This window comes from Sphingomonas naphthae (assembly GCF_028607085.1).
Lineage (GTDB): Bacteria > Pseudomonadota > Alphaproteobacteria > Sphingomonadales > Sphingomonadaceae > Sphingomonas_Q > Sphingomonas_Q naphthae.
The window spans coordinates 927,282-945,913 of record NZ_CP117411.1 but is presented as its reverse complement, the minus strand read 5'-3'; the positions used below and the strand labels follow the sequence as shown (position 1 = coordinate 945,913).

18 protein-coding genes are annotated in these 18,632 nt (G+C 64.9%); 8 read left to right on the top strand and 10 right to left on the bottom strand.

The features are described from left to right. Positions 1-6: 6 nt before the first annotated feature. From PQ455_RS04450 to PQ455_RS04415, 8 genes are all read right to left on the bottom strand, one after another. Positions 7-2,130 carry a TonB-dependent receptor gene (locus PQ455_RS04450; RefSeq protein ID WP_273689543.1) on the bottom strand — a complete coding sequence of 708 codons (2,124 nt, stop codon included), beginning with the start codon at positions 2,128-2,130 and terminating at the stop codon, positions 7-9. Positions 2,131-2,208: 78 nt separating this feature from the next. Then, positions 2,209-2,982 carry an alpha/beta hydrolase family protein gene (locus PQ455_RS04445; RefSeq protein ID WP_273689541.1) on the bottom strand — a complete coding sequence of 258 codons (774 nt, stop codon included), beginning with the start codon at positions 2,980-2,982 and terminating at the stop codon, positions 2,209-2,211. A gap of 17 nt (positions 2,983-2,999) precedes the next feature. Further along, the gene (locus PQ455_RS04440; protein WP_273689539.1) at positions 3,000-3,755 is read right to left on the bottom strand and encodes an SDR family oxidoreductase; all 756 of its coding nucleotides are present in this window, start codon (positions 3,753-3,755) and stop codon (positions 3,000-3,002) included. Next, the gene (locus PQ455_RS04435) at positions 3,739-5,106 is read right to left on the bottom strand and encodes an MFS transporter (RefSeq protein WP_273689537.1); all 1,368 of its coding nucleotides are present in this window, start codon (positions 5,104-5,106) and stop codon (positions 3,739-3,741) included. The genes PQ455_RS04440 and PQ455_RS04435 overlap by 17 nt, the downstream gene beginning before the upstream one ends. A 73-nt stretch (positions 5,107-5,179) precedes the next feature. Continuing rightward, a complete protein-coding gene (locus tag PQ455_RS04430) occupies positions 5,180-6,184 on the bottom strand; it encodes a bile acid:sodium symporter family protein (RefSeq protein ID WP_273689535.1) in 1,005 nt (334 codons plus the stop codon). Next, positions 6,181-7,869, bottom strand: a complete 1,689-nt coding sequence (locus PQ455_RS04425) for a GMC family oxidoreductase (protein WP_273689534.1) — start codon at positions 7,867-7,869, stop codon at positions 6,181-6,183. Before PQ455_RS04425 ends, PQ455_RS04430 begins: the two co-directional genes overlap by 4 nt. Next, positions 7,866-8,624 carry an SDR family oxidoreductase gene (locus tag PQ455_RS04420; RefSeq protein WP_273689532.1) on the bottom strand — a complete coding sequence of 253 codons (759 nt, stop codon included), beginning with the start codon at positions 8,622-8,624 and terminating at the stop codon, positions 7,866-7,868. The genes PQ455_RS04425 and PQ455_RS04420 overlap by 4 nt, the downstream gene beginning before the upstream one ends. Then, positions 8,621-9,667: an LLM class flavin-dependent oxidoreductase gene (locus PQ455_RS04415; protein ID WP_273689531.1), complete on the bottom strand. Its 1,047-nt coding sequence runs from the start codon at positions 9,665-9,667 to the stop codon at positions 8,621-8,623. The genes PQ455_RS04420 and PQ455_RS04415 overlap by 4 nt, the downstream gene beginning before the upstream one ends. 290 nt (positions 9,668-9,957) lie before the next feature. On the opposite strand from PQ455_RS04415, the gene PQ455_RS04410 reads away from it, so the two are divergent. Continuing rightward, positions 9,958-10,851, top strand: coding sequence for a helix-turn-helix transcriptional regulator (locus PQ455_RS04410; RefSeq protein WP_273689529.1), 894 nt, complete (start codon positions 9,958-9,960; stop codon positions 10,849-10,851). 102 nt (positions 10,852-10,953) lie between these two features. Then, on the top strand, positions 10,954-11,988 hold the full coding sequence (locus PQ455_RS04405; protein ID WP_273689528.1) for an LLM class flavin-dependent oxidoreductase: 1,035 nt from the start codon (positions 10,954-10,956) through the stop codon (positions 11,986-11,988). A gap of 46 nt (positions 11,989-12,034) precedes the next feature. Here PQ455_RS04405 and PQ455_RS04400 read toward each other — a convergent pair whose 3' ends face one another. After that, positions 12,035-12,823, bottom strand: coding sequence for a cupin domain-containing protein (locus tag PQ455_RS04400; RefSeq protein ID WP_273689527.1), 789 nt, complete (start codon positions 12,821-12,823; stop codon positions 12,035-12,037). A gap of 25 nt (positions 12,824-12,848) precedes the next feature. Beyond that, positions 12,849-13,313, bottom strand: coding sequence for a flavin reductase family protein (locus PQ455_RS04395; RefSeq protein ID WP_273689526.1), 465 nt, complete (start codon positions 13,311-13,313; stop codon positions 12,849-12,851). Between the two features lie 186 nt (positions 13,314-13,499). Between PQ455_RS04395 and PQ455_RS04390 the strand changes: the two genes are divergently transcribed. The 6 genes from PQ455_RS04390 (at position 13,500) to PQ455_RS04365 (ending at position 18,580) form a co-directional block, all read left to right on the top strand. Beyond that, a complete protein-coding gene (locus PQ455_RS04390) occupies positions 13,500-14,270 on the top strand; it encodes an alpha/beta fold hydrolase (protein ID WP_273689525.1) in 771 nt (256 codons plus the stop codon). Between the two features lie 2 nt (positions 14,271-14,272). Next, the gene (locus PQ455_RS04385) at positions 14,273-14,605 is read left to right on the top strand and encodes a DUF1330 domain-containing protein (protein ID WP_273689523.1); all 333 of its coding nucleotides are present in this window, start codon (positions 14,273-14,275) and stop codon (positions 14,603-14,605) included. After that, complete coding sequence (locus PQ455_RS04380; protein ID WP_273689521.1) at positions 14,602-15,387, top strand: alpha/beta fold hydrolase; 786 nt, start codon at positions 14,602-14,604, stop codon at positions 15,385-15,387. The genes PQ455_RS04385 and PQ455_RS04380 overlap by 4 nt, the downstream gene beginning before the upstream one ends. Before the next feature lie 124 nt (positions 15,388-15,511). After that, positions 15,512-16,561 (top strand): isopenicillin N synthase family dioxygenase, encoded by a 1,050-nt coding sequence (locus PQ455_RS04375; RefSeq protein WP_273689519.1) that lies wholly within the window; start codon positions 15,512-15,514, stop codon positions 16,559-16,561. After that, positions 16,554-17,438: an IclR family transcriptional regulator gene (locus PQ455_RS04370; protein ID WP_273689517.1), complete on the top strand. Its 885-nt coding sequence runs from the start codon at positions 16,554-16,556 to the stop codon at positions 17,436-17,438. The genes PQ455_RS04375 and PQ455_RS04370 overlap by 8 nt, the downstream gene beginning before the upstream one ends. Next, on the top strand, positions 17,435-18,580 hold the full coding sequence (locus PQ455_RS04365; RefSeq protein WP_273689515.1) for an alpha-hydroxy acid oxidase: 1,146 nt from the start codon (positions 17,435-17,437) through the stop codon (positions 18,578-18,580). Before PQ455_RS04370 ends, PQ455_RS04365 begins: the two co-directional genes overlap by 4 nt. Positions 18,581-18,632: the final 52 nt, after the last annotated feature.

Genomic DNA, 18,632 nt, shown 5'->3' with positions numbered 1-18,632 from the left:
GCCGGATCAACGCGCCCCGAACTTCACGCTCAGCTCGACGCCGGCGCGGAACGACAGATTTTCCAGTCGCGCGCTCGCAACGCGGAAGGCGAGCGGCGAGAAGAAATCGGGTGCGCGCTTGCTGGTCAGGTTCTTGCCATACACCGCGAGCGTCCAGCGATCCGCCTCCACGCCGACGCGGGCATCAAGGAAGGCCGCCGGCTGGAAGGTGAATTGTTCGGTCAGATCGTACGAGATCTTGCCTCGCCGGTTGCCATCGAGGCGGAACAGCGCCCGATATCCGTCCATCACCTCGGGATTATACTGGATGCTGAGCTGCTCATTGTCCGAATAGACGTTCGGGGGCTGATTGCCGACGTAGAGCGCGGTGCCGTTGAAATCGCGAATTCTGGCATGGGTGATCGAGACCGCCCCGGTGATCGTTACGTCCGCGACGGGGCGCAGCACAATATCGGCCTCCAGCCCTTTCACCCGAACCTTCGGAATCGACGTGATGAAACGCGCGGGCACCGGAACGACGAGCGTTTGCTGGAACTGCGAATTCTCGAAATTGGTGAGGAAGGCCGCGACGTTGAACGTTAGCCGCCGGTTGAACGCCTGCGACTTGAAGCCGGCTTCGTAACTGGTGGACATTTCCTTGGGATAGATGCGCTGCGCCCCAATTGCCGGGATCACAAGGTTCTGCGCGTTGAAGCCTCCACTGCGGAAACCGCGCCCGACAGTGCCATAAGCCATGAAGTCGGGAGAGAATTGATACTTGACGGTCGCGGACGGCTGCCAGGCACTAAAGGTATTACTCACGCCGCTGCCGGGCACGTTCGTTAGCTCGTCGAACCGCTTGTCTTCATCGTAGCGGACAGCCGCCGTCAGGCTCCACGCGCCCAGCTCTAGGTTGGCCTGACCATAACCGGCCCACGCCTCGCTGGTCAGGTGCTGGAGGGTCGTCTGGCTCGGCAGCAGCGGCGGCACCGCCGCCGGATCGGGCCGGATATTGACGTCGTTATGGCCGATGCGCTTCTGATAGAAAGCGCCGACGATGAAGTTGAAGGCGCCATCCAGCGTCGAACTGAAGCGCAGATCCTGGTTGAAGGCCGTATCCTTGATCGGATTGGTATTCACCCGACCGGGTACGGGCGAATAGTCGAAGTCGTTGAAATTGCGTGCCAGGGCATAGGCATATTGCGTCACCGACGTGATGGTGCCGATGCCGACCTTCTGGTTGATCTTCAGTGCCGTGTTCCACAGCGTCCGCCGCGTCACGGGCTTCACGTTCTGGTTGGGCTTGTAGGTGTCGAAATCCTTGATGGCGCCGGGCACGCCGACCGGGATCTGCGCGAACAAGGCCCAGCCGTCCTTGGCCTTGGTATAGGATCCAATCAGGTCGATCGCCGTGTCGGCGCCCGGCGTGAAGTGGAGTTGCCCGCGCAACGTGCCGTCATCGGCATAATCGCCGTCCCGATCGAGCGTGCGGATGTAGATCATGCCGTCGCGCTTGCGATAGGACCCGGTCACCTTGGCGGAGAGCACGCCGTCGATCAGCGGGCCGGAGACCGTGGCCGCTCCGCGATAATCCCCGCCGCCCTCAGCCGACAGCTTGAGCGATCCGCGAAATTCGTCACCGGGTGCCTGCGTGTTGATGATGAGCGCACCCGCGATGGCGCCGCGTCCGTATAGCGCGCCCTGCGGCCCCTTCAGCAGCTCGACGCTCGCGATATCGAGCAGATCCTGATTGACCAGCTCCAGGAACGGCACCTGCACGCCATCGACGATGAGCGAGAAGGGCGCATCGCCCCCTTGGACCGCCGCGATGCCCCGCAGCGCAATGCTGGGTACGCCCGGGCGCAATCCCGCCTCGAAACGCAGGCTGGGCACCAGTTTGCCGACGTCGTTGAGCGATTGCACGCCCGCGTTCTGGATGGTCTCGGACGTGACGACCGAAACGGCGGCCGGCGCTTCCTGAAGACGCTGGTCACGGCGCAACGCGGTGACGACGATGTCGCCATCGGTCGCCTGCTCGCTGGCGACGGGCACCGCTGGCGCCGCAGGTTGAGACTGCGCCAGCGCCGGTGCGGCGCACACCATCGTCGCCAGCGCGGTTGCGCCGAGCATCATCATGGCCTTGTTAGTCATACATCTCTCCCCTTGATTGCGCCGCATTCTTGGCTGCGGCATCTTTGATACTGAGTGTTGCGCCCGCTCGGGCCGCGATTACTTCAGTCTTTGCTGAAGATACGGGATGATGATCGCTCGAAGCTGATCGAAGCCGTAACTGTTCGGGATGACATCGCCATAATGGCCCATCATCGGCACGATCCGCAGATCGACGTCACTGTTGCCGGCGGCCTCGATCGCCTCCTTCATCCAGATCGACTGCTCCGGCGGCGAATGCATGTCGTGCTGGCCATGGACCATCAGTACGGGTTGTTTGATGCGGTCCGCATATCCGATGGCCTGGACCTTCTCGTAGAAAGACCGCTTCTCAACCGGATCACCGAGCCAATCGACGAGCATCCGGTGGCGGCCGGGCGCGTAGACCGCCGTCCCCTCAGCCTGCTGCACGAAATTCGTGGCCGGGCCGAACGTGACGACGAGCTTGAGCCGCGTATCGAGCGCCGCCGCCCGCAGGGTGGCGTTCCCACCGCGCGACATACCCATGATCGCGATCCGCTCGCCATCCACATCGGGCTGCTGCTGAAGCCAGTCGACCACCATTGAGACGTCGTCCGGGTCATGTTCCGGCGAAGGCGCGCGCCAGCTCGTCGTGACCGTGAAGATGCCGGCATCGCGCGCGGCCCCCGCGATCCATTCCATGATCTCGAACATCCCCGTGCCGATCCCGCCGGGGCACAGGATCAGCGCCGCCGACGGCCGCTCCGCGCCCGGCTCAGGCCGGTAGACATGCACGGGAAGCGACAGACCGCCCGCGACGATCGTTTCGTCCGCACCGGTCAGTTCGATGCCGCCGATACCCACTCGCGTCATTTTCCGCCCCCTTCTGTTCAGACGATGCCGCCGCCGACCCGCAGATTCTGCCCGGTTATCCAGCGTGCGCCGCTGCCAGCAACGAAAGCGACGACGTCTGCGATGTCGTCCGCCTCGCCGATCCGGCCGAGCGGCGTCTGCCTGAGCGCCATTTCGTAGCGTTCCTCGACATTTCCGGCCGCCCGCGTGGCTTCGGTGTCGACGAAGCCCGGCGACACGGCGTTGACCGTCACGCCGCGCGGTCCCAGTTCCTTGGCAAGCACGCGGGCATAATGTTCGGCCGCCGCCTTGGCGCCGCCGTAGATGGCGGACCCCGGATAGCAGAGTGCCGTCATGCTGCTGGCGATGACCACGATCCGCCCGCCGTCCCTCACGGTCCGCGCCGCCTGCCGCAGCACGAAGAAGTTGGCGCGGGCGTTAAGCGCCATCGCGGCATCATATTCGGCCTCGGTTACGTCGACGACCGGCTTCACCACGGCATCGCCGCCGGCGTTACTCACGACGATATCGATCCCGCCAAAGGCTTCGGCGGCTTCGGCGAACATCGCCTCGATCTGTGCTATGTCGCGCACGTCGGCCTTCACCGCCTGGGCAATGCCGCCGGCTGCGCGGATCTCGTTCACAACCTCCTCCGCCGCCGCTGCCTCGCGATCGAAGGGATAGTTCACGGCGACCTGAGCCCCCTGCGCGGCGAGTTTGATAGCGATCTCGCGACCGATCCCGCGCGACGCGCCGGTTACGATGGCGCCCTTGCCATCAAGGGTATGCGACATGAGGTCTTCCTTGTCCGAACATGAGGTGGCGGCGGACCGAGCCCGCCAGAATGACGAGGAGCAACGCCGCGAGCGCGGCAGGCAGGAAGCCCAGGGCGAACAGGCCCTTTGGCGACACGCCGAAGCCGAGGAGCGCCCCGCCCACCACGGGACCGATCAGCGAGCCGGTCCGGCCAACCGCCTGTATGAAGCCGACAGCGCGGCCACGGACCGCTGGTGGGAAGCGCGTCGCGGCATAGGCGCTGAGAGACATCTGCGTGCCGATGAGGAACACGCCACAGCCTGCCAGCGTCATCAGCACCAGGGCCGGCGATCCGACCATCCGACCGGTCAACGCAATCACGCAGCCCGCCGCGAGATAGCCCACGATCAGATACCAGAGCGGCTGCGCGACATTATCGATCACGCGGGCCAGCAGATAGCTGCCGGCGATGCCGCCGAGATTGACGGCCACGGTGCCGAGGATGGCCTGGGCCAACGACATGCCGGCCGCCTCAAGCAGTAGCGGGATCCAGTTGAGCAGCAGGTAGGTGAGAAACAGGCTGAGGAACATGGCGGCCGAAATCACGGCCGTCGGTAGCGCGAGCCCCTTGGTGAACAATATGCCGACGCCGGCTTGGCGCGCCTCTTCCGCAGACGCAGGGACCAGCACGGCCCCACTGGCACGAACGGGATCGATGCGACGAAGCAGCTGCACGATCATTGGCCGATTGGTGGCGCGCTGCTCCAGGAAGCGTAGCGATTCCGGCAGGTACGGAAGCAGGAAGGCCGCCAGCACCAACGGCGCGATCGCGCCGGCGACGAACACCGACTCCCAACCGAACCGCGCGATCAGCGGGGTCGCCGCCAGGCCACCCAGGGCCGCCCCGGCGGGGAACCCCCACAATGTGAAGGTCACGATGGTGGCCCGCTTGCGTCGAGGAGCATATTCCGATGCCAGCGCCATCATGTTGGGGATCACGCCCCCCATCCCAATGCCGCCGAGCAGCCGGAACAGCAGCAGCATCTCCACATTGCGGGCGAACGCGCAGGCACCGGTGAACAGGCCGAAGATCACCGTGTTCAGCAGTACCAGCCGCTTGCGACCCACCCGATCGGCCAGCACGCCGAAGACCGCCGCGCCGATCACCGTACCTAGCAAGGTAGCGGAGAATACGAACCCGAAGCTCAGTTTCGACAAGCCCCATTCGGTCGAGATGGAGGGAGCGACGAAAGCGATCGACTGGGTGTCGAACCCGTCCAGGAGCGACACCAGGATGCAGAAGATGAAAGTGCGGATCTGTAGCCAACCTACCGGCGCTTCATCGATGATATCTGCCACGGAATGGCCTTGAGGCATGTCGCTCTCCACGGGTCGCTCTCCGGCGTCTGATTCTGTAATTACGCTTACATGCACTATGATGCAATATATTTTGCTATCATAATTACGATTGAAATGCGCTTTCCGAGGGCTCCGACAGCGGCGCCAAGCGCTGGATGTGTAACGCGTAACGGCGCGCCAGGCTGGCGCACACGATCAGCTGGATCTGGTGATAGAGCAGCACCGGAAGCACGATCATGCCGATCGCCGGATTGCCCGCGAACAGGATTTTGGCGATGGGCGCGCCGTTCGCCAGGCTCTTCTTCGATCCGCAGAAAACCGCCGCCGCCTCGTCCGCCGTGTCGAGCTTCAACAGACGGCTGATGCTAATCGTAAAGAACAGCGCGAGCGCCAGCATTCCGGCTGCAAGCCCGGTGACGATCAGAAAACTCTGGGGAGAGAACTGGCGCCAGAGGCCCGAGGCGGTCGATTCTGCGAAGGAGCCGAAGACGATTAGCACGATCACGCCACGATCCAGGGTCGATACGACCTTCTTGTGGCGATGGAGGAAGGCGCCGATCAGCGGTCGGCACGCCTGCCCCAGCGCGAAGGGCAGCAGAAGCGTCTTGAGGATATCGAGGATCGCCTCCCCCACAGCCGGGCCGCCCGCGCCGACCGTACTGACCAGTCTCACCAGCAGCGGCGTGGCGACCATTCCGATCAAGCCGGACAACGTCGCGTTGAATACCGCCACCGCCACGTTACCGCGCGCCATGGCCGTCATCGCGACGGACGAAGAGATCGTCGATGACAGAGCCCCCAGATAGAAGAAGCCGAGGCGCAGGCCGTCCGGCAACCAGCCTTCGCTGGCGAAATAGAGCGCTGCGCCGATCAGCGGGAAAAAGAGGAAGGTCGTCCCCTGCACCAGCAGGTGCAGCCGCCAGTGCAGAGCCCCGTCACGCAGCGCCTTGGGCGCCAGATTGGCGCCATGCAGGAAGAACACCCCCGCAATGCCGATCGTCGTGAGGATGCCCAGATGGACAGGACCATCGTCCATGCCGACCCAAGGGAACAGCAACGCCAACACGATGGCCGATGCCATCGCGATCAGGAAACCATCGATTTTCACTGTGCGGTCTCCATCGCGGGTTGCGGCCGGGCGCGCCGATCGGCGCGGATGCGGTCCGCCATGCGCTCGGCGATCATGATGACGGGGATATTGGTGTTTGCCCGCACGATGGAGGGCATCACGGAAGCGTCGACGACCCGAAGGCCGTCCACGCCGATCACACGGCATTCGATATCGACGACCGCGTCGGCATCATCCTCCCGACCGATACGGCAGGTTCCCACGACATGCCCCGTGGGCACGCTGTGTCGGCGAACGATATCGCCCAGCGCCGCCTCATCGCCCGCCAATCCAGCCAAAGACACACCGCCCCGTCGGACGAGGGCGCGGCGCATGGGGCCGGGCAGCGAAAAGAGCGCGGATGCGGCGTGGCCCATCGTCCGGCTCATCGCATCGTCTCGAGCGAGACGGCGGATCAGGGCCATGTTGCTCGGGATGAAAGGATCGCTCGCGACACGCTTCACGGCTGGCTGATCCAGCCACGACAGGGCCTGCCGCAGCGCGGCCACCTGCCGCGCGAAGTCACGCGGATCGGAAAGAAGGTTGAAGGAGAATTGGGGTGGCCCGAGCGGATCGGCCGGGTTCGGCCGTACCCAGCCTCGGCTGTAACTCTTATAAACCGAGAGCATCAGCGCGCCGATCCGCGCCCCGACGGGATGCAGGCCGGTCTTGTTGAGGATCGTCATGAAAAGATCGCCCGGCGCGCAATCGTCACGGCCCGAGCTGTACCGGACGCAATTCTGAAACGCCGGACGGATCGCCGCTTCCTGCCGGGCAGCGGACGACAGAACGACGGAGACTGCCAAGGCCGGGTGGTTCTGGAGATTCTGGCCGACCCCTCGCCGTTCGACGACGAAACCAGCCGGGCCGACCCCCGAAGCCATCAGCAAGGCGGGCGAGTGGATCGCCCCGGCACTGACGATCGTCTCGCCCGCATCGATGGTGCGGGCAGCATCGCCCCGGCCGATACGGACGCCCACCGCCCGACGACCATCGAACCGAACCTGCGTCACCGCCTGATCCGCCAGTATGTGAAGGTTAGGCCGGGCGCGAACCTGCGGCGTGAGATAGGCGGATGCGGCGGACACCCGTCGCGCAGGGCTGTTGGTCATCGGCACCGAGCCAACCCCATCGTGCGTCTCACCGTTGAGATCGGCGATGGTCGGCAGACCGTCCTGGTTGAGGACCGCCTCCATTGCACGACAGAAAGGCGGCCAGTCAGCGGGCCTATGCCGACGGATCAGCACCGGTCCGCCCGATCCATGTAGCGGGCCGCCGAAATCCTGATCGCGTTCCAGCTTGCGGAACCAAGGCAACACGTCGGCCCAGCCCCAGCCGGCTGCACCGGCATCGGCCCAGGCCTCATAATCGCCGGGTAGCCCGCGCAGCGCCAGCATGCCCATGATGCTCGATCCGCCGCCGATCACGCGGGCCTGTTCGAACGGGCGTGGAGCGATACCGTCGTCGCGAGTGGCCACCAGACCCGGCCACATGTAGGCGGGCGTCGCCGCTCGCGGGAAGCTGTCGGCGATGTCGGCCGGCTCCTCGCCGGGCGCATGGTCGCCACCCGCTTCGATCAGGATAACGGTGCTGGCCGGATCTTCGGAGAGGCGGCTGGCGAGGACACAGCCGGCGGAGCCACCGCCCACGATCACATAATCCGCATGGGATGGAGGCAGCGTCATTGGATGCCGCCACCGACCTGAACGATCTGTCCGGTCATCCATCGGCCGCCATCACTGGCCAGGAAAGTGATGACGTCAGCAATGTCGTCGGGCTTTCCAAGCCGGCCCAGCGGGATCATCTTGGCCACCTCGGCCTTGCGGGCCGGGCTGGTCTGCGCCTGCATCGTTTCGGTGTCGGTCGGCCCCGGTGCCACGATGTTCACGGTAATGCCGCGCGCCGCGACTTCGTAAGCCAGAACCCTGGCGTGGATTTCGGCCGCACGCTTCGCGCCGCCATAGCCGGCCGTGCCGGCATAGGGTCCGGCGACGCTGCTGCTCGACAGCACGATGATCCTTCCTCCGTTCGTCAAGGCACGCGCCGCCTCCTGCATCACGAAGAATTGACTGCGCGCGTTAAGCGCCGTCACGCGGTCATACTCCGCCTCGCTGGTATCGGCGACCGGCTTGATGGCGGCATTGCCGGCCGCGTTGCTCACGACCAGATCGAGCCCACCGCATGTTTCGAGCGCCATCGCGAACAGGGATCGGATCGCGGCCACCTGCTCGACATCGGCGACGACCATCTTCGCCCATCCCCCGGCCGCCTCGATCTGCGCCACCACTGCCTCCGCCTGCGGGCATTGCGCCTCATCGCGACAATTGATGATGACCGCAGCCCCTTGAGCGGCCAGCGCAACGGCCGTCGCGCGACCGATGCCGGTCGCGGCGCCGGTCACGAGCGCGCGCTTGCCATCCAGGGGAAGCGTCAGGCTCAAGCTGCGGCGCGGGCCATGGCGGGGCCGACGGCGGGGGCCAATGCCGGCATGACTTCGGCGGAGAAACGGCCGATCGATTCCAGCACTGCCGCCTGCGGCATGTCGCCGATGTTGCATTGGAGCAGGAGTCTGGTGAGGCCGCTCGCCTCCAGGATCGCCTGGAGTTTCTCACGAACGGTATCGGCGCTGCCGACGACGAACGACCCCACCTTGCGGGCAGCCTCGAGGCTGTTCGGCAACGTGTCCCGTGGCATCGCGTTGTTGGCGCGCCATAGATGCGTCATGTTGTCATACCACATCGCATAAGCGTTGGCGGCGATACGCTCGGCTTCCGCGTCGGTTTCGGCCACGAACAACTGGTACATGCTGGCGATCTGCGGTGGGCGCGCCTCCGGGCGCCGCTCGGCCCAAAGCTCGCGATAGCGGTGCGACAATTGCCGCAGACGCGGCGGCGGCCCGTTCAAGGTGATGTTGAGGCCGTGTTCGGCCGCGAAATCGAGGTTGCGCTCGGTGAAGGCGCCGTACCACATCGGCGGCCCACCCGCCTGAAGCGGGCGCATCGTCATCGGCACATCGTAATAGCGGAAGAAGGTGCCGCGATGAGACAGCACCGGCGCGGTCAGCGCCTGCTTCAGCACCGCCAGCGCTTCCTCGAAAATGTCCCGCGCCTCCTGCGGCGCGACTCCGTACAGCCCGATCTCGTAGGGCGAAGCACCCCGCCCCACCCCGATATCGAGCCGGCCGTTGCTGAGATGATCCAGCATGCAGATCTCTTCGGCCAGCCGGAGTGGCTGATAGGCCGGCAGGACATGGACCATCGATCCGATGCGCATCCGCTCGGTTCGTTGCGACAGGGCCGCCAGAAAGACGCTGGGGGACGGAGCATGCCCCAGCGGCGTGGAATGATGCTCGGCGATATAATAGCCCGCAAAACCGGCCTGCTCGGCCGCCGCCGCGAACGCCAGCCGATCAGCATAGAGCTTCGCGATCGGCTCGCCGCGCGCGTCGAGATGGTCGAAAACGCAAAATTCCAGGCTGCTCATGGCAGGCGCCACTCCCCAATCGATCTCGTATCCAATGCCGCAAAGCTAGGCTCGGCCGCCGCTGACAGGCATCACACTGACGTGCGACGATCTGCGGAGCAGGGCCGCCGCGCCGCCCCCGAAACTGCTAACCCCGCAAATCGATTCGCGGGCCGAACGCCGCCACGGCCTCGGTCGGCCTCACAAGAAATTGTGACGCAGGCAACGCCGCACCCTTGACCCGTACCCCGTTCATGGGTCAGAATTTCAAGACCGACCGTTCGATCAATGAATGGCAACAGGAGAGATTTATGGGGCTCGGCAACCTCGCGTCGATGGCGCGGATCGATCATCTCACCCTGGCGATCGCGGAAGACAGTTTCGGCGATGTACTGGCGGACGTGGTGAAGGCGGTGGGTGACGTCGATCACGTCATGGTCTTTGCTTACTCGCCCCGCCAAACGCCCAGAAATGTCGTGAATTGCGGGCGGATCGACGGGGAAACCGCGCGGACGGCGGCGGATCGTTTCTGCGATTATCTGTATCTGCTCGACCCCAATTACTCCGAGCTTCGCTTGCGGCCGGATGACCCGGCGGCTTGGTTCGATTGCGAGCGCCCCGAACTCTATTGCGAGGAATTCCGCAATGCTTTCTTCGCGCCCTGCCACATCAGCGATCTCACCAGTTTTGCGGTCGGCCAGGATGGGGTGATCTACTACGTGCTATTCCTGCGCACCGGGGGCTTTCGCTTCGCCGGTTCCCAACGTTGGCTGTTGAAGGAGGTGGGCGAGATGATCTCGGCCCACATCCGCAAGCATTTCTCGCATCTCCACGCGGTCGCGGGACGCGAGCAATTCCTGGTCGGGCGGGTGATGAAGGAATCGCCGGTCTTCGCCACGCTGACGCCCCGCGAGGCTGCCGTGTGCACCGGCATCCTTACCGGCCATACCTCGGAAAGCATGGGCATCAACCTGGGGATATCGATCAACAGCGTCCTTACCTATCGCAAGCGGCTGTACGAGAAACTGTCGATCAGTTCGCAGAACGAGCTGTTCGTGACATTCATCAACGCGATGCTCGCGCTCAGCCGGAACGATACGCGCACCGGCCAGGGCCTCACCCCGCTGCATCGCGAGGACAATGCGACGCCCGCCCGCGATGCGATGAAGGAGGAAGCGCTGATGGCCGAAGGCCTGCTATTTTAGGAAACGGCCCAGCGGCGCGTCGCACGCCGCTGTTACTTCGAACAACGCCGCCGACCGCTAAACAAGCTGGGGCGGCGCAAGGTCGCCGCTTGGGAGAGTGACATGAAATTCGGCCTGTTCGGCGGTGCCTCCGCTTCGACCACCCAGGATGCCAGCGATAGTATGCAGGGGCTCGACGGCTTTACGGCCTATGTCGAGGAAGCGGATCGGCTGGGGTATTACGGCCTCTTCCTGGTCGAGCATCATTTCATGGGCACCGGGCAGATTTCATCGGCCCTTTCGCTGCTGGCCTATCTGGCCGGCCGCACCAAAAATATTCGCCTGGGCACCGGCGTCGTCGTGCTGCCGTGGCACAATCCCGTCCTGGTCGCCGAGCAGGTCGCGACCATCGATCAATTGTCCAAGGGCCGCTTCGATTTTGGCATCGGCCGTGGCTATCGGCCTAACGAGTTCGCCTGTTTCCGCGTCTCGATGGAGGAAGCCCATCGCCGTTACGAGGAGACCTACGCCTTCCTGCGCCGCGCCTGGATGAGCGACCAGCGTTTCAATCATCGCGGCGAATTCTGGTCCTTCGACGATGTCGTCATCGATCCGCCCGTGGTGCAGCGGCCGCATCCGCCGATGTGGGTCGGCGCGGCGAGCGAGGCATCGATCGCGCGTGCCGGGCGCGAGGGGCTCAACCTGCTCCTCGACCAGATCGGTACGCCGGATGTGGTGGCGGAACGCATCCGCATCTACCGCCAGGCGGTGGAGCAGAGCGGCCGAACCTTTCAGCCGGCGTCGGTCGGCGTCACTCGCGCCCTCCACCTCGTCGCCAACGATCAGGAATGGCGTGCGGCACACGAATTGCGGGCCAAGCTGCGCGAGCAATTGCGTGCGCAGGCGGGAAGCGGTTCCTCCTCCTTCGCGACGGACAAGCTCAAGACCTTTTCGGATTCGTCGCTGACTATCGATGAGGCCGCGCTGATCGGCTATCCGCATGAGGTGGCCGACAAGATCGCCGTACTTCGCGACGCCGGCGTCGATTATGTGCTGCTGGCCGACATCACCGGATCGCAGGATTCGCTGCGCATCTTCGCCGAACAGATCATGCCACGTTTCGCCGACGCGGCGCCCGCCAAGGCCCGCGCCGCCTGAAACGCCCGCGACCGGCCGGGCGTGGGGCCCGGCAGGTCGCGGCAAATCAGAAGCCGTAGATATCCGGCAGGGATTGCCCCTCGGACCAGGTGATCGGCCCGTCCGCCCATGCCAGCAGGCGGCAGCCGAACTGGCTTTCGATCGAAACCTCCGTGCCGGCCTCGATCACCACCACCGCCCCGATCGGCACCGGCACATTGTTGATCGTGGCCCCACCAGCCAGCACCATCCATTCGGTGAGCGCCGTCACTCGATGCGCGGGAATGCGCATGTCGGGCCACAACGTCAGCTCGACGAAGCGGTGGTTTTCCTTGGCGATACTGTAATCGAACAGCATGCGCCGCGAGAGCCGCGCGATCGAGGTCGCATATTGCCGCGCCGATCGCAGGGGAAAGTCGAGCGCGGGCATTTCTTCGGGTCGGGGATTGGCGAAGATCGCTTCGCCCGCCCCGACATGCCCCGCCCCCTGCCCCGCGTTGGCCGGCAGATAACTGGTTGCCCCCTCCAGCCGCGACACGAAGGAGCAGCCTTCCCAGGTGATCGCATCGTGCGTCGTGCCGTCGAGGTTGATGGTTATGGTGTCGCGGCCGTAATTGTCCTGATAGTCGCTCAGCGAGCCCCCGAGCATCAAGCTCGTCGCCGGGCCATGGTGCTGATGAACCCCGGACGAAATCATCGGCTCGAACGCGACGAGCCCAAGGAAGTGGCCGGATGCGCGATCGGCCCGGATCGCCTTCTGTCGAATGCCGGGGCGACCAGTCTCCTGCCAGGGCAAATTGGGCATATCATAGGCATAGACGCCGGCACCGCTCGACGTGTGTAACTGCGCGCTCATGCTCGCTCTCCGTTGAAATGATTGTTCAGGCAAAGGCGACGGTGCGGAACATGCCGCCATCGACATAGACCATCGGCCGCACCGCGCCGGACGAAGCGACCCCGTCCACGGCAGCGATCACGACATGATGGGTGCCATGATCGATCACGCGATCGGCGTGACAGACAAACCAGGCCTGGGCATCGGCCAGAACCGGCACACCCCGCTCCTCTCGCCATTCACCCAGCGCGAACCGCTCCTCGCCCCTGAATGGCGCGATACAGCGCAAAGGCAGTTCGTCGTGCGCGTCGCCCAGCACGTTGATTGCGAAGACCGCGCCCTGCACGATCGGCACGGCGAGGCTCGCGGTGCGATTGATGCACAGGACCAACGACGGCGGGTCCAGGCTTAGTTCCACGACCGCCGTCGCCGACATCGCCAGACGCTCGCCCTGCCAGCGCGTCGTCACTACCGTCACCGATTTGGCAAAGCGCCGGAGCGCCAGCTTCATCGTCCCCGCCACATCCTCGACCATGCTATTTCCTTGTTCTGCCGCCCCCTTATCCCGGGGCTCGATTGCCCGAGACATTCCGCGATCGTGTGACCCGGCGCAGCGACAAGGCCCCATGTCGCACGTCGTTGTGATGCCGCGCGCGCTGCCCCGAGCCCACCATCAGGAAAACGACGGGAGCGGAGCTTGAGGGATCTTTTCGCAGCGACCAGCGCAGGACGGATACATTGCCGGGCCACCGGCGATGGCCCCCCGCTCTTCCTGATGCACAGCAATGGGCGGTCCGCTCATGAATTCGATCCGCTCGCAACCGCGCTGGCCGATCGCTTCACGATCATGTCCTGGGACATGCCCGGCCAGGGCGACTCCGATCGGCTGACCCGGCATTTTCAAGTCGCCGATTACGTCGCCATATTGCTCGAGGTGGTGGATGCGCTCTGCTCCGCGCCACCGATCATCGCCGGTTCCTCGATCGGCGCGGTCTTCGCGCTGGCGGCGGCGGCGGAGCATCCCGACCGCTTCGCCGGCTGCATCCCGATCGAACTGCCGATGACACGCGACGGCGGCTGGTGGGCCGATCACTGGCCCATGGTCGAACGGATGTTCGCTGTTCCGGACGAGACCCCCGAACAGGTTGCGGGCCGTTTTCGCGCCGTCCCCGCGGACCTCGCGCTCCGGCTTCGCATGGATCGGCACAAGGCGGGCGGCTGGACGATGATCGACGTGCTGTGGGCCGGCCGCGACGATGCGGACGCAACCCTTGATCGGATCCGCTCGCTCCGGGTGCCGACGCTGTTCCTCAACGGCATTCGGGGCGTGGCGCCCGATGCCGCGTTGCTGCTGCCGACACTCAATCCGCGCGTGCAACTCGAGATCATCGGCGACAGTGGCCACTTCCCCCAGACCGATGATCCCACCGCCACGGCGGCGGCGATCCTGCGGCATTTCGGAGGCTGACGATGGCTAAAGCCTATTGGATCGGCCGGTCCCATGTCGTGGACCCCGATGGCTACGCCGAATATGCCCGCCGCGCCGGCGAGGCGAGCGCCCTGCTGTTTCCGACGATGGGCGCCCGTTTTCTCGCGCGCGGCGGACGGCAGATCGTGCTGGAAGGCGGTTCCACCTTCGAACGACATGTCCTCGTCGAGTTTCCCGATGTGGCGACCGCCGTGCGCTTCCATCAATCGCCCGAATATCGCGCCGCGGCGGCCTATCGCCTTGGCGGCGCGGGGATCAACGAACTGGTCGTTGTCGAAGGACCGGACGACATGAGCGGGAGTGTATCCGAATGATCGCGCGTGACGGTTTCGTCCAGGTCGAAGGGCGTCGCATCCACTACCTTGAAGCCGGTGAAGGTCAGCCGTTGGTCCTGCTGCACAGCGGCGGCGGATCGGCCTACGAGTTCGAACATGTGATCGCACCACTGAGCGAGCATCACCGGGTGATTGCATGGGACATGCCGGGTCACGGTGATTCCGATCCGCTGCTGCGCCATATGACGATCGCCGGTCACGACGAAGCCCTTGCGGGTCTGATCGCCGCCCTCGGTCTCGCCGACGTGATCCTGGCCGGCGTCTCGATCGGTGGCTACATCGCCATGCATCACGCGGTCACCCGACCGGCCGGCCTGTCGCGCGTCGTCCTGGCGGAAGCGCCGCTGCGCGATTCCGCCTGGTATGACGCCAACTGGCCGATGTTCGAGGCGATGTGCGCCATCCCCGACACGCCGTTTGACGCGCTGGCCAAACGCATCCGCGCGCTCACCCCGGATCTGCATCGTCGCTGGAACATCGATCGTAACAAATGCGGAAGCTGGACGCTGGTCGATCTCGGCTGGGCGGTGCGCGATTTCGATGCCGCCGGCACCTATGCGGCAGGCTCGGTTCCGGCCACCGTGGTCATCGGCGGCAACGGGCCTACCCTGGCCGACAGGGCGAAATTCGAGGCACTTCGCCCGGACGCCGCTCTGATCGTACTGCCCGGGTGCGGCCATTTCCCCATGCTCGACGATCCGGCCGCCTTCGTCGAGGCAGTGTTGCGGGGCGCGGCCGATGGCGAAGGCGCAACCGACTGACGTCCAACCGGGCGTCACAGGTCGTTCTTCCATAATATGGAATAGAAAGCCCCAACCTCGACCCTCCCTCGCCACCGGGTAATCTGAAGAAACAGAAAAACAAGTCGGGAAGAGGAAAGCAGGAATGGCGAGCGAGCCGACGATTGATACCGCGCAGCATCACTGGCCGAGAGCCGGACTGGAAGAAATTCCGGTACTCGATCTCGGCGATTATCTTGCCGGCAAGGCCGGCGCTGCGGAGCAGCTTGGCGCGGGTCTGCGCGATGCCCAGGAGCGGATCGGTTTCTTTTACATTCACAACCACGGCGTGCCGCAAGATCTGATCGACCGCATGTTCGCGGAGACGTCTCGTTTCCACGCGCAGCCGCTTGATCGCAAAACGAGCATAAAGATCGATGAGCAGCAAACCGGCTATGCGCCGATGCAGAGCAGCGAGATCAAATATGGCGATGCGGTCGTCGATGGTCGCCATAAGCCCGATCTCAGCGAGGCGCTGTGGCTACGACGGGACATCCCCGATGACGATCCCGAACTGCTCGCGGGCCGCCGTTTCCGGCGCAACAAGTGGCCGGAAGGACTCCCCGGATTTCGGGACACCGTCGGCGAGTATATGGTGGCCATGGAGCAATTGGGTAGGCGGATGCTGCCGCTATATGCCTTGGCGCTCGATTTGCCGGCCGATTATTTCGCTCCGTTCTTCGTCCGAGCCGACATTCCCTGCCGCTTCGGCCATTATCCCGCGCACCTCGGTGGTCCGGATCACTTTGGCGCCGCGCCACATACCGACGCCGGCTTCATGACCCTTCTCCCGCAGGCCAAAGAGGCGGGCCTCGAGATCTTCACCCGATCGAAACGGTGGATTCCCGCGCCGGTACGGCCCGGCGATATACTGGTGAACGGCGGGAATTGCCTCGTGCGTTTCACCAACGGACGTTTCCTCGCCACGCCGCACAGGGTCGTCGGTGGCCTCCCGCGCGATCGCTATTCGATACCGCTGTTCTACAATCCCGCGTTCGATGCGGTGGTCGCGCCGGTGCCGACCTGCGCACGGGCTGATGGTTCGGCGGGTTTCGCACCAATCCGCTATGAGGACTATATCGCCGGCTATCTCGCCTCGGTCTACGCGCATCAGGCTCGCGCCGCCGCGCGGGAACAATCCGCTCAACATGCTTAGCCCCGGCACGTCCGATGGGTTCATCGCTTGGAAGGCGGCCTCTCCCGGCGCGCAGTCCATCAATCGCGCGGCAGCGGTACTGCGCGTGCTGGCGGTGCATGGCAGCCAAGGCGCAAGCATCGCCGACGTCGCCGCCGCGACCGGACTGGCGGCATCGACGACACACCGATTGCTGGTCGCCTTGGTCGACGAGCGGCTTGCGGAGCGCGCGCGAGGATCGCGCCGCTATCGGCTCGGAATGGAAATCGTGGCGCTGGGCGCCGCCGCTGGCCCCAACCATGACCTGCGCAGTTTGGCCAAGGGCTCGCTGGTGCGGATCTGCGACCAACTCGGGCACGGTGCCCATTTGCTCGTGCGCTCGGGCTATGATGGGCTGTGCATCGATCAGCGTGTGCCGGATGGCCATGCCCCGACGATCGGCCATGTCGGCTCGCGCGCGCCGTTGGGCGTCGGCGCGGCGGGACTGGCGCTCCTCGCCTTCCTCAATTCGCACGAGATCGAAGAAGTGATGGCCCACAATCGCGATCGACTTCAGGCGCACCCGACGTTCGCGCCGGACTGCCTGAAGGCGGCGCTCGCCTCGATCCGTCGGCAAGGTTATGCGACGGCCACGCTCGGCCACGCTCCCCGGATGTTTGGCCTGGCGGTACCGATCTTGGACAGTGCGCGTCGCCTGCTCGCGTCGATCGGCATCACCACGATCAGCGGCGCGCGGCTCTCCGGCGCAGAGGTCACGCCGCTGGCGCGCATCCTGACCGACGAAGCCTGGACGATCAGCCGCGCTTATGAAGCCCGATACCATGCGGAGAGCGGCGCGAAGTGGTGGAATGCCCCGCATGAACGCGCCGATGCCGATATGACCGGAGCTTCGCGATGACTGTCGCTGCGGACGATCTGTTCCACCTCGACGAATTCGAAGCACAGGCCAAGAGGCTGATGTCCACCGCGGCGCGTGACATGGCCAATGAGGGCGCGGGCCAAGGAGCCGGTGTGCGCGCCAATCGCCGGGCGTGGCATGAATGGGGACTGCGGTCGCGCGTGCTGCGTGATGTCAGCCGATGCGATCCATCGACGACGGTTATGCAGACGAAACTCTCATTCCCGGCGATGATCGCACCGTCCGGCCTGCACGGCCTCGTCCATCCCGACGCGGAATTGGCGACCGCGCGCGCCGCCGCAGCCGCCGGCACGGTGATGGTGCTGAGCATGAACAGCAGCCTGCCGGTGGAAGATGTCGGCAAGGCCGGCGCCGACCTCTGGTTCCAGCTGTACTGCGGACAGGAACGGGCCTTCGTCGCGGATGTTATGGCGCGCGCCGCGGCGGCCGGGTGCAAGGCATTCTGCCTGACGGTAGACATGCCCGTGCGCCCCTGGGTTCTCGGCCCGATGCGCGCGGCGCTGGCGGCGGTTGGGCATATCCATCCGGCACATGGCCATCCCCGCAGCGGACATCTCGCGCCCGGCGATCGGTGGGATCATGATGCGCGACTGACATGGCGCGACATCGAATGGCTACGGGCGCAAAGTGCGCTGCCTCTCGTCATCAAGGGCATCATGACGCCAGAGGATGCCGTGCTGGCTGCCGATCATGGCGCCGATGCGATCATCGTCTCCAACCACGGCGGGCGGCTGCTGGAAGAGGGGTTCGCCACGGCGGAGGTGCTACCGGCGATCGCCGGTAGTCTGGACGGGCGGATCGAAATTCTCGTCGACGGCGGCATCCGAACGGGCGCGGACATCGCCAAGGCGCTGGCACTGGGCGCGAGAGCGACATTGATCGGACGGCCGGCGCTCTGGGGTTTGGCGGTAAGCGGCAGCGCAGGGGTTCAGCGCGTGCTAGCATTGCTCCGTGGGGAGTTTGAATCGATCATGGGTATGATTGGCGCACAAACACCGAATGCAATCGATCGATCAACGATTGCACACCGTAAGAGCTTGTGCTGTCAAAACGAATGTATCGGATATTGGCGGCTGGCAGGGGTTTGTCAGACCCACATGGCAACGCCGACTGACGGATGATATCAAGTTGGAATGAGCCGTAAGTCCAGGGCGCTGCCGCCCTGCCCGTTTC